The organism is Streptomyces sp. NPDC048002, assembly GCF_040653275.1.
GTDB lineage: Bacteria > Actinomycetota > Actinomycetes > Streptomycetales > Streptomycetaceae > Streptomyces.
Genome location: NZ_JBEZNL010000020.1, coordinates 30699 through 45247, shown reverse-complemented (window position 1 = coordinate 45247; position 14549 = coordinate 30699). Strand labels below are relative to the sequence as shown.

Sequence of the window (14549 nt, the reverse complement as noted above, 5' to 3'; positions counted from 1 at the left end):
TGGGTTCAGCCGGTGGCCACGGGAGTGGACGTGATGGATTGCTGGATGCGGGCAGCGCCCTTCGCAACGACAGCCATCGGTCACACCTCCCGTTCCGCACTCGTCCGTTCAGACGCATCGCTGTGATGCGCCGCCACTGTAGCCCGGCCGTGCGGCGGCGCGTCAACACGTTTTCCGGGTCAGGAGACCCGGCACTCCCGGCCGTTCAGCTCGAAGTCGTGCGCCGGGGAGTTGCGGCCCTGCCAGGAGGCGATGAAGCCGAAGGTCAGGGCGGAGCCGGCGGCGACCGTGCGGTTGTAGTCGGCGGCGGTCGCGGTGACCCGGGAGCCGTCCTGGGCGAGGTTCGCGTCCCACATCTGGCCGACCCGCTGGCCGTCACGGAAGGACCAGGCGAGCTGCCAGGTGTCCAGGGCCTGTTCGGTGGTGACGGTGACGGCGGCCTGGAAGCCGTCGGGCCACTGGTTGACGAGGTCGTAGCGGACCCGGCAGGTCTCGGCGGACCCGGATTCCGCGCCGGCCGCGGTGGTGGTGGAGGTGCCCTGGGGTTCGGGGTCGGGGTCCTCGCTCTCCGGGGTGGGTTCGGCGCTGTCCTCGGAGGGCCGCGGAGAGTCGCTCGCGCCGGTGTCGTCCGCGGACGGTTCGAAGGAGGCGCCGGGGTTGTCGGCCACCGGCGTGCGGTCCCTGGGGTCGGCGGCGGCCGCGTCCCCCGTGGCGCCCGGACCGCCGAAGGGCATCATCGACACCCCGAGGGCCAGCAGGGACACCAGGACCGCGGCGACGAGCAGCCCGCCGCGCACCGCCTTGGCCCGCTGCGCGCCGGGGTCGGGCTCGGCGGGCGGGAGGTCCGGGCGGCCGGCGCCGAGGCGGACCTCGGCCGCGCGGCGGCGGCGCTCCAGGTAGGCGAGGCCGCCCCAGCCGATGACACCGCCGGCGAGCGCGGCGGGCAGCCCGAGGCCGTGCAGCCGCAGACAGGCGGCGGCCTCGGCGCAGTCGACGCAGGTGGCAAGGTGCCGGGAGAGGTCGTCGGGGGTGTCCGCGACGGGTGAGCGGGTCACCGCGTCGAGCAGCCGGACGTAGCCGCGGCACTCGGGTGCCTTCGGCGCGTCGAGGTGGTTGCGGTGGCAGCGGTCCCGGAACAGCAGGCGCACCTGGGCGAGTTCCTCGGACGCGGTGGCCGGGTCGAGGCCGAGGCGGCGGGCGGCGACGGTCAGCGGCAGCGCCTCCACCTCGACGAGCCAGAGCAGTTCGGCGTCCGGCTGCTGCATGTCGCGCAGTCCGCGCAGGGCGAGCGGGCGGCCCTGCGGGGGGCCGGCGTAGCGGGCGGCCTTGCCCGAGTTGAGCCACAGCCGCAGATCGGGGTCGAGCCGGTTGCCGCGGCCCGCGACCTCCCAGTCGGCGGCCGTGGTGCGAACGGCGCTCAGCAGCAGGGGTATTCGGGGCAGTCCGGGGGTGCGGCGGCCGGTGGGGCGGCCGGCCTGCGACTCGGCGACGCGGACCTCGCGCATACCGGTCGAGAAGGCCTCGGTGGCCAGGTCGGTGGCCGCGGTGGAACCGGCCGTGCACAGGTCGGCGTACGAGAGCACCGCGTCCCAGCACTCGGAGAACAGCGCGGCCTCGGTGGCGTCCTGGGGGGTCGGCAGGTCGGGCATGAGTCTCCTGCATCCACAAGCGAAGTCAACTCGCCATATTGGCAATGGAGTTGGGGGGAACCTCGCGGCAGGACAGGACCCTTTCACGTATCCGACACAACTGACAAGCGCGCTATTCAAATGTTCACGGGCGCCCGTCCGCCCCCTCAACTCCACCGCATGGTACGGATCCCGGGCGCCCCGTGCTCACCTCAGGTCACATCGTGGTCACTCGGTGGTCGCCCACTCCTCGGGCAGGCTGTCCATGAAGGAGCTGACCGAGAACACCGCGCGGCCGGGTCCGGGCGGACCGTATCCGGGGGGCGAGGAGAGCCCGAACTCCTCCATGGTGGCGCGGTACGCCTGAAGGAGCCGGATGTGGTACTCCAGCGGGGCGCCCTGGGGGTTGGCCTTGCCGAGCGGCGTGGTGGGTTCGGGGCACCAGGTGGTGAAGCGGGGCGTGATGCCCTGCGACATGAAGAAGCGCAGGCCCTCCGTGGTGGAGGCGATGGCCTCGTCGACGGTCTTGAAGCCGAAGGGCTCGGCCATCTCCACGCCCGCGACGAAGTTGGGGATGACGTTGCGGGCGCCGAACACCTCCGCGGAGTCCAGGATCCGCTTGTGCCATACGTCGCGGCCGACGTAGCGCTCCTTGCCCGGGCAGTACATCTTGAAGAGGTACTCGTCCCAGACCTCGTAGTTGGGGTGGTAGATCTGCACCCCGTAGTCCTTGAAGCGCTGCACGTCGTCGCGGGGCAGCGCCTGGGCGACGACCTTGCCGATCCAGCGGCCGGGGAAGCGCTCCTCGATGGCCTTGGCGTACATGCCGTAGAAGTCGGCCTCGTCGCGCCCGGCGACCGTCTTGGTGATCGCGCCGCCGGTCAGGGTGTAGGCGGTGGAGGCCTTCGCGGTGTCGTACCGGTCGATGATCTCCAGCGCCTCCAGCACCTCCTCGACGTCCTTGACCCCGGTGTAGGGGCGGCCGGCCGCCTTGTGCTGGCGCCAGTTGTGGTTGATGTCGCAGTACTGGCACTCCTCCTTGGCGCCGAAGTACTGGCAGACCCGGAAGACGGTGAGGTAGATCAGGTAGCCCCACTGGATGGTGGGGGCGACCTCCATCACGGACTTCCCGTTGGAGAGCTTGTGCCGGTAGTACTCCGGCATGGGCGGCACGCCCACGTCCGCGATCCGCCTGCCGTCCAGGTACAGGCCGAGCAGGCCCTCCTCGTCGGCGGCGACCCGGTACGGGGAGGTCGGGTTGACCCGCACGGAGACGACGGTGCGGCGCAGGTCGTAGGGCCCGCCGGTGAGGATGATCTCCTCCGGGGGCCGGCGCAGCGCGGCCTCGCCCAGCTCGGGCAGGGTGCCGTGGTCGAAGGAGAAGATGAAGTACGACTTCGGCTTGACCTCGCCCGACTCGTTGTCGCTCAGCGCGGAGGGGTCGAAGGCGACACCGCCGCGGAGCAGGTCCTCCTTGAAGACGGCCTCCCGCGGCACATGCGGAAACCGCTCCATCAGATCCTCGACCAGCGCGGTACGGCTGCCCATCCCGTGTCTCCTCCCGGCTCAGGCGTTCGACTCCTCACGTTATGCCCCTGCCTGGCCGTCCGGGGCATCGGGGCCCCTCGTGCCGCCCGGCGCGGATGAGAAGGTCTCCCCGGAACCACTCTCCGGGAGGGACGACGGATGACGCACACGGTCACCAACTGGGCCGGCAACATCACCTACGCCGCGAAGGAGCTGCACCGCCCGCACTCGCTCGACGCGCTCCGGGCGCTGGTGGCCGACAGCGCCCGGGTGCGGGTGCTGGGCAGCGGGCACTCCTTCAACGGGATCGCCGAGCCGGGGCCCGGGGGCGTCCTGCTGTCGCTGTCCGGGCTGCCCGCGGAGATCGACGTCGACACCACCGCCCGCACCGTGCGCGTCGGCGGCGGGGTGCGGTACGCGGAGCTGGCCCGGGTGGTGCACGCGCACGGTCTCGCCCTGCCGAACATGGCGTCGCTGCCGCACATCTCGGTGGCCGGGTCGGTGGCGACCGGCACCCATGGCTCCGGGGTGGCCAACGGCTCGCTGGCCGCGCCGGTGCGCGAGGTGGAGCTGGTCACGGCGGACGGTTCGACGGTACGGATCGGGCGCGCGGACCCGCGCTTCGGCGGCGCGGTGACCTCGCTCGGCGCGCTCGGCGTGGTCACCGCGCTCACCCTGGACCTGGAGCCCTCCTTCGAGGTCGAGCAGCACGTCTTCACGGAACTCCCCTCGGAGCGGCTGGAGTTCGAGACGGTGGCGCGGTCCGCGTACAGCGTCAGCCTGTTCACCGACTGGGCCGCGCCGGGGTTCCGGCAGGTCTGGCTGAAGCGGCGCACCGACCAGCCGCCCGGCCCGCTGCCCCGGGCGACGCCCGCCACCGAGAAGATGCACCCGGTGCCGGGGATGCCCGCCGTCCACTGCACCGAGCAGTTCGGTGTGCCGGGACCCTGGCACGAGCGGCTGCCGCACTTCCGGGCGGAGTTCACGCCGAGCAGCGGCGCCGAGCTCCAGTCGGAGTACCTGCTGCCCCGGCCGTACGCGACGGACGCGCTGCGCGCGCTGGACGCGGTCCGGGCGGCGGTGGCCCCGGTGCTCCAGATCTGCGAGGTGCGGACGGTGGCCGCCGACGAGCAGTGGCTGAGCCCGGCGTACGGGCGTGAGACAGTGGCGCTGCACTTCACCTGGACCGACGACACCGCGGCGGTGCTGCCGGTGGTGCGGCGGGTGGAGGCGGCGCTGGAGGGGCTGGAGGCGCGGCCGCACTGGGGGAAGGTGTTCACCGTGCCGGCCGAGGAGCTGCGCGAGCGCTACCCGCGGCTCGGGGAGTTCCGGGAGCTGGCCGGGGCGCTGGACCCGGCCGGAAAGTTCACCAACGCGTTCGTGCGGGACTTTGTACACCCCATTTCCTAACCCCTTGTCGAAAGGACGGGGCAGCCCATAGCCTTGCCGCGCGCCGGTGCTCCGTTCCGCCCCGGCCCGCGAGAAGGGACGGGGGCACCTCCGATGAAGCGCACCTCACGGGACATCCGCACCGCGAACCGCTACGAGGTGCTGCGCCAGATCATCGCCGCCTCGCCCACCTCCCGGCAGGAGCTGGCGGCCGCCACGGGGCTGAGCCTCGCGACGGTCGCCACGCTCGTCGGTGAGCTGCTCGACCTGCGGATGATCACCGAGGTGGGGTTCGAGGACTCCGCGGGCGGCCGGCCCCGCGGCCTGGTCGCGGTCAACGCGTCCGGGGGCGCGCTGATCGGCGTCGACATCGCGGAGACCTACGTCCATGTCGAGCTGTTCGATCTCGCGCTGAACGTCCTGGCCCGCGCCGAGGAGGACGTCCGGCCCGGCGAGAGCCGGCCCGAGCAGGTGGTCGGACATGTCGCCTCCGCCGTCGGCTCGGTGGTCGCGCAGGCCGGCGTCGAGGGCTCCCGGGTGCTCGGCGTGGGGGTGAGCGTGCCGGGACAGGTGGACCGCGCGACCGGCGTCTGCGAGTACGCGCCCAACTGGGACTGGCACGAGGTGCCGCTGCTCGACCTGCTCACCGAGCACATCGCCTACCCGCTGCACCTGGACAACCCGCTGCGCGCCTGCGCGGTCGCCGAGCTGTGGTTCGGGGCCGCCCGCGGGCGCGGGGACGCCGTGGTGGTGAACCTGGGGACCGGTGTGGGCGCCGGGCTCGTCCTCGGCGGAGCCCTGCACCGGGGCGTCAGCAACAGCGCCGGCGAGTGGGGCCACACCACGATCGTGCTGGACGGGCGGCTGTGCCGGTGCGGTCGGCACGGCTGTGTCGAGGCGTACGTCGGCGCCTTCGGGATCATGCTCACCCTGCGCGAGCTGAGCGCGGAGAGCCCGCTGCTGCACCCGGAGGACCAGACGGCCACCATCGCCGCGCTGGCGGCGGCGGTGCGGGCGGGGGACCCGGTGGCGCTCAAGGCGCTCCGGGACACCGTGCGGTACCTGGGCGCCGCCGTCGCCGACCTGGTCAACCTGTTCAACCCCGAGGTGGTCGTGCTCAGCAGCTGGGTCGCGGCGGCCCTCGGCGAGCCCCTGCTGGCGGAGGTGCGCGAGGCCGTCGCCCGGCACGCGCTGCCCCGGCCGACGGCCGCCACCGAGATCGTCCTCTCGCCGATCCCCACCGACCCGGTCTGCCTGGGCGCGGCGACGTTCGCGCTGGAGGGCGCGCTCCAGTCCGCCGGGCAGCGGCAGTCCAGGCGGAGCCGTACCGCGCCGCCGTCCTGACCGAGGGCCGAGCGCGAGCCGCGGGCCCCGGGCCGCAGCCCGGGGCCCGCGGCTCCGTCACGTCCGGCATCCCGAACGTCCGGCAACGCTTCGAACGGACTTCGTCCAACCCCTTGCCGAAGCCTTAGCCGAAGGTTAACGTCCCGCACCGCGACGGCATTTCGGGTGACCGGCGCCGTGGCGTGGAGCCGAAGCCGCACAAGAGACAAGGACGTCACCATGTCGGCATTGAGCAACAGCAACTGGGACCGCCGTACCGTTCTGCGCGCCGCCATGGGCCTCGCCGCCACGGGGGCGCTGGCCGCCTGCGGGGGCAACAACGGCCGCGGGGGCGGGGCGGGTTCGGGCACGAACCTGACGCAGTACTTCCACGCCTACGGCGAGGCGGGCACCGAGCAGGCGATCAAGCGGTACGCCAAGGCGTACGACAAGGCGAACGTGACCACGCAGTGGATCACCGGCTCCAACTTCGAGAGCAAGCTGTTCTCCGCCCTGCTCACCGACAACGCGCCGGACGTCTTCGAGTTCCACCCGCAGATCCAGCTGGTCAGAAGCGGCCAGGTGGCCGACCTCAGCGACCTCGTCGACCCGGTCAAGGACGACTTCAACCAGGCCGACATCGCGTCGCACACGATCGACGGCAAGATATGGGGCGTCCGCATGATCGACGACCCGCAGTTCTTCTACTACCGCAAGTCGATGCTGGCCGACGCGGGCGTGGAGCCGCCCGCCACGCTGGACGAACTGGTCGAGGCGGCGGCGAAGCTCACCTCCGACAAGGTCAAGGGCGTCTTCCTCGGCAACTCCGTGACCCCGGTGATGAATCCGCTGATCTGGTCGACCGGCGCCGACACGCTCGACGGCCAGAACGGGATCGCGTACCACACGGACGCGGTCGCCGAAGGGCTCGGCAAGCTGCGCACGATGTTCAAGGACGGCCATCTGCTGCTGGACGCCCCCGCCGACTGGTGGGACCCCTCGGCCCTCACCCAGGGCCTGGTGGCCATCCAGTGGTGCGGCATGTGGGCGATGCCGGTGATCGAGAAGGCGCTCGGCGACGACGTCGGCATCATCCCCTTCCCGTCCTCCGCGGACGGGGGCAAGCCCGCGGTCACCAACGGCGGCTGGTCGATGTTCGTCAACGCCAAGTCCCAGCACCTCGACGAGGCGAAGGAATACGTCAAGTGGCTCTGGATCGACCAGCGGGAGTACCAGGAGGACTGGGCGCTGTCCTACGGCTTCCACATCCCGCCGCGCACCTCGCTCGCCGACTCCGCCGACAAGCTGAAGACGGGCCTCGCCGCCGAAGGGGTCAGGCTCTTCAACGAGTTCGGGCACTTCGACAACCCGGCCTGGACCCAGGCCATGATCGTCGCCCTGGAAGGGGTCGTCGCCGACTCCGTACGCAAGGGCGGCAGCCCCGAGGCCGCCCTCGACAAGGCGGACACGACCGTGAACCGCGAGCTGAAGAAGCTGTTCGGATAGGCCGGCGGAGAGAACCCGACGCCATGTCGACGACCACCGCGCGCGGTGTCACCCGGAACCCCGCCGCCGAAGGGACCGCCCCCGCGGCCCCCCGGCGGCGCGGGGTCCGCGGCCGCACCCTCAGCTTCTGGCTCTTCACCGGCCCCTTCCTCGCCGGGCTGGTGATCTTCGTCTACGTTCCGATCGGCTGGAGCGCCTACCTCTCCTTCTTCGAGGCGCGCTACACCGTCACCCCCAGCGAGTTCATCGGCTTCGAGAACTACTCGTACATGCTGACGAACGACAAGTTCGTCGAGTCGCTGGTCACCTTCACCGTCTTCGCCGCCCTCGTGGTGCCCGTCACCTGGGCACTCTCGCTGGGGCTGGCGCTGCTGGTGCACCGGATCCGGTTCATGCAGGCGTTCTTCCGGTCGGTGTTCTTCCTGCCGACGGCGGTCAGCTTCGTCGCCGCCTCGCTGATCTGGAAGATGTCCGTCTTCAGCGGTGTGCGCTTCGGTCTCGCGAACACCGTGCTGAGCTGGTTCGGCGTGGAGAACATCGCCTGGCTCGCCGACCCCGAACCGCCCTGGTACTGGCTGGTCATCGTCACCGTACGGCTCTGGCTCCAGGCCGGCTTCTACATGATCCTGTTCCTGGCGGCCCTGCAGAACATCCCGCCGGTGCTGTACGAGGCCGCCGCCATCGACGGCGCGCGGCCCGGCTGGCAGACCTTCCGGCACATCACCCTGCCCCAGCTGCGGGCGACCTCCACGGCCGTGATCCTGCTGCTCCTGGTCGCGGCCTACCAGGCGTTCGACGAGTTCTTCAACCTGCTCGCCAAGACCACCTGGGGCCGGCCGCCCCTGGTCGAGCTGTACTACACGGCCCTCGGCGAGAACCAGGACTACGGCGCCGGCAGCGCGGGCGCCATGATCCTCACCCTGCTGATCTGCGCGGTCACCCTGCTCCAGGGGAAGCTCATGGGCTTCGGCCGGGGGGAGGAGGCCAAGTGAGGACCCGACGCACGAGCACCGCCGGCCTGTACCTCGCCACCGGCTTCGCAGCCTTCCTCTTCCTCGTCCCCTTCTACCTGATCGTCCGCAACGCCCTGTCCACGGACGCCGAGATCACCGGCGAGAACTGGAAGTTCTTCCCCACCGCCGTCCAATGGGGCAACATCACCGAGCTGTTCGACGACCCCACGGTGCCCTTCGGCCGGTCCCTGTGGAACTCCGCGGTCGTCGGCGTCCTGCACACCCTCGGCACCCTGCTGGTCTGCTCGCTGGCCGGATACGGTCTGGCCCGCATCCCCTACCGGCACGCGAACAAGATCTTCTACGCGGTCCTGGTGACCCTGATGGTGCCGACCGCCGTGACCTTCGTGCCCAGCTTCGTGCTGGTCTCCTCGCTGGGCTGGGTCTCCACCCTGCGCGGCCTGGTGATCCCCGGCCTGTTCAGCGGATTCACCTGCTTCCTCTTCCGGCAGTACTTCCTGGGGTTCCCCAGGGAACTGGAGGAGGCGGCGCGCGTGGACGGACTCGGCTACTGGGGCGCGTACTGGCGGATCGTGGTGCCCAACTCGCTGAACTTCTTCGCGGCCATCGCCACCATCACCTTCATCAGCGGCTGGAACGCCTTCCTGTGGCCCCTGGTCATCGGCCAGGACCAGGAGGCGTGGACGGTCCAGGTGGCGCTCTCCTCGTACATGACCAACCAGACCGTCAACTTCCATCTGATCTTCATGGCCACCGCCGTGTCCGTCCTGCCGCTGGTCCTCGTCTTCCTGTTCCTCCAGCGCTGGCTGGTGCAGGGCGTCGCGCAGACCGGCATCAAGGGCTGATCCCACGTCACCACCCCGAGCACCCCGAGACCTGGAGACCGATGTCATTCCGCGCCACCACCTACGTCGAGGACGTCTCGCCGGGCCGCGGGGCCCTTGCGCCCCGCGCCCGGTACGCGTCCTCGGACGCGAAGTCCCTCTCGCTGAACGGGAGCTGGCGGTTCCGGCTCTCCCCCACGGCGGACGCCGAGGACGACTCCTTCGCCACCGAGGGGTACGACCCGGAGGGCTGGGCCTCGGTCACGGTCCCGGGCCACTGGGTGCTCCAGGGCGACGGGGCGTTCGGCGCGCCGATCTACACCAACCACCTCTACCCCTTCCCGGTGGACCCGCCCCACGTCCCCACCGAGAACCCCACCGGTGACCATCTGCGCCGCTTCGACCTGCCCGGCGACTGGCCGGCGGACGGCGGGGCGACGATCCGCTTCGACGGCGTGGAGTCCTGTGCGCGGGTCTGGCTGAACGGCACCGAGCTGGGCGAGTTCAAGGGGTCCCGGCTGCCGCACGAGTTCGCGGTCGGCCCGCTCCTGCGGCGGGCCGGCAATGTGCTGGCCGTCCGGGTCCACCAGTGGTCGGCCGGCTCGTACCTGGAGGACCAGGACCAGTGGTGGCTGCCCGGCATCTTCCGTGACGTCACCCTGCTGCACCGCCCGGCGGGCGCGGTCGGCGACTTCTTCGTGCACTCCGGCTACGACCACGGCACCGGTACGGGCACGCTGCGCGTCGACTCGGAGACCGGGGGCCGGGTGACCGTGCCGGAGCTGGGGCTCGACCTGGCGACCGGCGAGGCGGTGACCGTGCCGGTCGAACCGTGGACCGCCGAGACGCCCCGCCTGTACGACGGGGTGCTGGCCACCGCGGGAGAACGGGTCCCGCTGCGGATCGGCTTCCGGACGGTGCGGCTGGAGGACGGCCTGATCAAGGTCAACGGCCGGGCCGTCCTCTTCAAGGGCGTCAACCGGCACGAGTGGCACCCGGAGCGGGGCCGCGCGCTGGACCCGGCGACCATGCGCGAGGACGTGCTGCTGATGAAGCGGCACAACCTCAACGCGGTCCGCACCTCGCACTACCCGCCGCACCCCGACTTCCTCGACCTGTGCGACGAGTTGGGGCTGTGGGTGATCGACGAGTGCGATCTGGAGACGCACGGCTTCACCGAACAGGGCTGGCGCGACAACCCCGTCGACGACGAGCGCTGGACCCCGGCCCTGCTGGACCGGGCGGCGCGGATGGTCGAGCGGGACAAGAACCACCCCTCGGTCCTGTTCTGGTCGCTGGGCAACGAGGCCGGCACCGGACGCGGCCTGACCGCCATGGCCGAGTGGATCCGCGGCCGCGACCCGGACCGGCTGGTGCACTACGAGGGCGACTGGAACTGCCGGGACACGGACGTCTATGCACGGATGTACGCCTTTCACGACGAGGTCGAGCGGATCGGACGCGGACTGGACGGCGGCACCCGAAGGCGCCGCGAACTCCCCTTCATCCAGTGCGAGTACGCGCACGCCATGGGCAACGGGCCCGGTGGACTCGCCGAGTACCAGGAGCTGTTCGAGCGGTACGAGCGACTCCAGGGCGGCTTCGTCTGGGAGTGGATCGACCACGGCATCCGCCATCCGGAGCTGGGCCACGCCTACGGCGGCGACTTCGGGGAGGAGCTGCACGACGGCAACTTCGTCTGCGACGGACTGCTCTTCCCGGACCGGACGCCGTCCCCCGGGCTCGTCGAGTACAAGAAGGTCCTCGAACCGGTCCGCTTCGAGGGCGACGGCGCCGACGGCACCGTACGGGTGGTCAACCGGTACGACTTCGCCGACCTGTCGGGGCTGGCGCTGGAGTGGTCGTACCAGGTGGACGGCGAGACGGTGGCCTCCGGCGCGCTGTCGTCGCCGCGCCCCGCGCCGGGCGACGCGGCCGATGTGAAGCTGCCCGAGCCGCCCGCCGGAGCCCCGGGCGGTGAGGCGCAGTGGACGCTGCGGGCGGTGCTGGCCGAGGACACCGCCTGGGCGCCGAAGGGGCACGAGGTGGCGTGGGCGCAGCTCCCGGTCACCGGGCGGGTCCGGCCCGCCGCGGCGACGGGGGCGACGCCCGCGCTCCGGGACCGGGTCGTCCGCCTGGGACCGGGCTCCTTCGACGCCCGTACCGGAGCACTGCTGGACATCGGCGGTGTACCGGTGAACGGGCTCCGGCTCGACGTGTGGCGGGCGCCCACCGACAACGACGAGGGCGCCGAGTGGCAGCCCGACGCCCGCTACGGGAAGCTCTGGCGCGAACTCGGCCTGCACCGGATGCGGCACCGGCTGGACGCCGTGGAGACGGACGGCGGGGCGTTGACGGTCCGTACGCGGGTGGCGCCCGCCGCCCGTGAGGTCGGCCTCGGCACGGTGTACCGGTGGACCTCCGACGGGGAGCGGCTGCGGCTGACGGTCTCGGTGACCCCGGAGGGCGACTGGACGGTGCCGCTGCCGCGGCTCGGCGTACGGTTCGGGCTGGCGGAGGCGGACACGGTGCGCTGGTTCGGCGGCGGCCCCGGTGAGGCGTACCCGGACAGCAGGTCCGCCTCACGGCTCGGCCACTGGCGGTCCACCGTGGACGCGCTGCAGACCCCGTACGTCCGCCCGCAGGAGAACGGCGCGCGTGCCGACGTCCGCTGGGCGGAACTCGGCGGACTGCGGATCGAGGGCGACCCGGAGTTCTGGTTCGGCGCGCGGCGCTGGACCAGCGAGCAGTTGGACGCGGCAGGTCATGCCACCGACCTGACGCCCGGCGACACGGTGTGGGTCACCCTCGACCACGCCCTGCACGGCCTCGGCTCCCAGTCCTGCGGCCCGGGCCCCCTCCCGCGGTACATCCTGTGGGCGAGCCCGGCGGAGTTCACGTTCGTGTTCTCCACCACCCGCTGAACCGCGGCCCCTTGCTTCTGCGGGGACGCTAGTGGTCCGCGCAGCAGGGGGTGGGTTCCGGGACCTCGAAGGGGACCAGGGTGCCGGCGGCCGCGGGCATGGCGGTCAGGACCAGGGTGCCGGACTGCCAGTGTGGGCGGACGTGTTCGCGGGTCGCCAGCCGGGCCGTGGCGTCGGGCGGGCCCGCGGCGCCCAGGACCGTCACCCGGTCGATCGCGGAGCGGGCGAGCAGCTCCGCGACCGTCAGGGTGCCGGTGAGCGCCGCGGAACCGGGGAACGCCACGGCGCGGCCGACGGCGTCCGGCAGCCCGTCCTTCACCGCGTACCCCCGTGCCGTGAGCGCCTCCCGGGCGGTGCGCAGGAGGGGCTCCGAGGGCAGGGTGAAGGACAGCGCGACGCGGGGCCGGTCGCCGCGCACCAGGTGGGTGCAGCCGAACCCGTCCTCACCGAGGGCGAGTTCGGCCGCGAGGCCCAGCAGCAGGTGATCGGCCGCGCGCAGGTCCCTCACGTCCGGGTCGACGGTGAGGGCGTACTCGGGTGTCACGACGGCAGGATCCACACCGGGTTGGAGTAGAACCACAGGTCGCGCCAGGGGTCGGCGTCGCCGACGACGTCGATGGCCGGGCCCGCCGGGTCGACCGCCGCGCCCATCGCGCCGACCGCGGACCGGTTGCCGTCGGTGCCGCGCAGACGGACGTACAAGGGCTGCTCCACGCGGCCGAGTTCGTAGGTGAGGCGGACGGTGCCGACGGCCTTGTCGACCTCGTAGGACCTGACGACCCCGGCGGTGGGCGCGGTGAGGGTGTCCCGGTCCGCGGCCTCGCCCGTCATCTCGCCCCGGATGACGTCGACGCGCGCCAGCTTGGGCTGGAATCCTGCCCAGTTGGGGCCCCCTGCGAGGGCGATGTCCACGCTCAGGGTGACCTTCGTGCCCTTCTTCACATGCAGCGCGCCGCCCAGGGTGGCCCACCGGCCGCCGCCCACGGCCCGGACGTCGAGCCCGTCGATCAGCTGACCGTGGTCGACCCAGATCCGGCCGGCCCGGATGCCGTCCATGACGGCGGCGTAGGAGAAGCCGTCGGCGCCGACGTGGGTACGGCTGTACTGGCCGGGCCAGTAGTCGCCCTGGGTGAGGTCGATCCCGCCGGCGTAGACCGGGTCGTCGTAGCGGCCGGCGGTGTTGAAGTCGCCGCCGCCGCGCGCCGCGGTGTCGCCGTAGACCTGGTGGGAGTCGGAGTTGGCGGTGATCCACCAGGGCTTGCCCTCGGCGAGGAGGCTGTCCCACAGGCCGCCGACGGTCGCCGTCATCCAGTCGAAGCCGCCCCAGGTGCGGTAGCTCTCCGGCGGGTACCCGGCGAAGGAGTTGGCGCCGGGGCTGTTGTCGTAGATGCCGCGGGCGCGGGCCATGCCGAGCGGTGCGGGCAGACCGGCCGCCTGGTGGCCGGGGGCGCCCTCGAAGCCGACGGCGATCTGCCGGTCGGCGCCGGTGGCGTCGCGCCAGCCGCGGATCTCGTGCGGGGAGTCGACGCCGCGCCGCGCCGGGTGGTTGGCGAGCATCAGCGCGTCCTTGACCTTGCGGCGCTGGACCTGCTCGGCGAGGAAGTTGAGGCCGGCGACGGCGAGGGCTTCGTTGGCGGGCGTGGAGTCGGAGGCGCCCTTGACGCTGCCGTCGTAGTCCGTCTCGAACTGCTTGAGGACGGATACCTCGTTCCTGCCGGGGTGGACGAAGACCGTGCCGTGCTCGGCGGCCGGGATGTTCCACTCCAGCCCCTGGAAGACGAGGGTGTCCTCGTGGGCGGCGCGGGCCTCCCGGATGTCGGGGTTGACCTTCTCCACGCCGATCCTGGCGTGCGTGGCGCTGCCGTGGTCGGTGATGACCAGCCAGTCCATGCCGTGCCGGGCGCCCTGGCGGACCTGGTCGACGACCCGGTACTTGCCGTCGCTGCTGTACTGGGTGTGGATGTGGTGGTCGCCGGCCAGCCACAGGAAGCCGTTGGTGCGGCGGCCGCCCGGGGCAGCGGCGGCGGGGGAGGCCTGGGAGGCGAGTACCCCTCCCGCGGCGAGACCGGCGCCCAGCAGGCCCGCGCGGCGCAGCAGCGAGCGGCGGGACTGCTGCTCGGGGGTCAGTTCCGCGTCGGGGACGCCGAGGTCGAAGGCGGCGGGCAGCGGCCGGGGCTCGTCGTGGTCGTGCCCGTGGTCGTGCCCGTGGCCGCTTCCGTGGTGATGGTGGTGGTGCTGCCCGTGCGCGTGGCCGTGTCCCATGACGCCTCCCGGTTGCCGCCCGCAACGGCGGCTGTCGTGCGCGGCGCGACCACGCCGCGACTGGAGGATCGAGGCGAAACATGAACGTTGAACGAGCGAGGCGTGGACATCACGTGCCCCACACGAGGCGGATCACCACGGCACTCACGGTTTCCCCAACTCACCTTGCACAGCACACTGGTTGACACCGAA

The 14549-nt window shown here is 72.0% G+C and carries 10 protein-coding genes; 6 read left to right on the top strand and 4 right to left on the bottom strand.

Annotated elements, in window-relative coordinates:
- Positions 1–179 precede the first annotated feature (179 nt).
- Positions 180–1649 carry a cellulose-binding domain-containing protein gene (locus AB0E07_RS23685; RefSeq protein WP_362255502.1) on the bottom strand — a complete coding sequence of 490 codons (1470 nt, stop codon included), beginning with the start codon at positions 1647–1649 and terminating at the stop codon, positions 180–182.
- 207 nt (positions 1650–1856) lie between these two features.
- On the bottom strand, positions 1857–3176 hold the full coding sequence (locus tag AB0E07_RS23680) for a radical SAM protein (protein WP_362255499.1): 1320 nt from the start codon (positions 3174–3176) through the stop codon (positions 1857–1859).
- 138 nt (positions 3177–3314) lie between these two features.
- Here AB0E07_RS23680 and AB0E07_RS23675 point away from each other — a divergent pair, with 138 nt between their 5' ends.
- From AB0E07_RS23675 to AB0E07_RS23650, 6 genes are all read left to right on the top strand, one after another.
- A complete protein-coding gene (locus tag AB0E07_RS23675; RefSeq protein ID WP_362255496.1) occupies positions 3315–4565 on the top strand; it encodes an FAD-binding protein in 1251 nt (416 codons plus the stop codon).
- Positions 4566–4658: 93 nt separating this feature from the next.
- Positions 4659–5888 carry an ROK family transcriptional regulator gene (locus AB0E07_RS23670; RefSeq protein ID WP_362255493.1) on the top strand — a complete coding sequence of 410 codons (1230 nt, stop codon included), beginning with the start codon at positions 4659–4661 and terminating at the stop codon, positions 5886–5888.
- A 219-nt stretch (positions 5889–6107) separates the two neighbouring features.
- A complete protein-coding gene (locus AB0E07_RS23665) occupies positions 6108–7373 on the top strand; it encodes a sugar ABC transporter substrate-binding protein (RefSeq protein ID WP_362255491.1) in 1266 nt (421 codons plus the stop codon).
- 23 nt (positions 7374–7396) lie between these two features.
- On the top strand, positions 7397–8365 hold the full coding sequence (locus tag AB0E07_RS23660; protein ID WP_362255488.1) for a sugar ABC transporter permease: 969 nt from the start codon (positions 7397–7399) through the stop codon (positions 8363–8365).
- Complete coding sequence (locus tag AB0E07_RS23655) at positions 8362–9192, top strand: carbohydrate ABC transporter permease (RefSeq protein WP_362255485.1); 831 nt, start codon at positions 8362–8364, stop codon at positions 9190–9192. The genes AB0E07_RS23660 and AB0E07_RS23655 overlap by 4 nt, the downstream gene beginning before the upstream one ends.
- Positions 9193–9233: 41 nt before the next feature.
- Positions 9234–12095, top strand: coding sequence for a glycoside hydrolase family 2 TIM barrel-domain containing protein (locus tag AB0E07_RS23650; RefSeq protein WP_362255483.1), 2862 nt, complete (start codon positions 9234–9236; stop codon positions 12093–12095).
- 28 nt (positions 12096–12123) lie between these two features.
- Here AB0E07_RS23650 and AB0E07_RS23645 read toward each other — a convergent pair whose 3' ends face one another.
- Both AB0E07_RS23645 and AB0E07_RS23640 read right to left on the bottom strand, forming a co-directional pair.
- Entirely contained in the window at positions 12124–12639 is a 516-nt protein-coding gene (locus AB0E07_RS23645) for a hypothetical protein (protein ID WP_362255480.1), read from the bottom strand.
- Positions 12636–14357 (bottom strand): PHP domain-containing protein, encoded by a 1722-nt coding sequence (locus AB0E07_RS23640; protein WP_362255478.1) that lies wholly within the window; start codon positions 14355–14357, stop codon positions 12636–12638. The genes AB0E07_RS23645 and AB0E07_RS23640 overlap by 4 nt, the downstream gene beginning before the upstream one ends.
- Between the last annotated feature and the right edge of the window lie 192 nt (positions 14358–14549).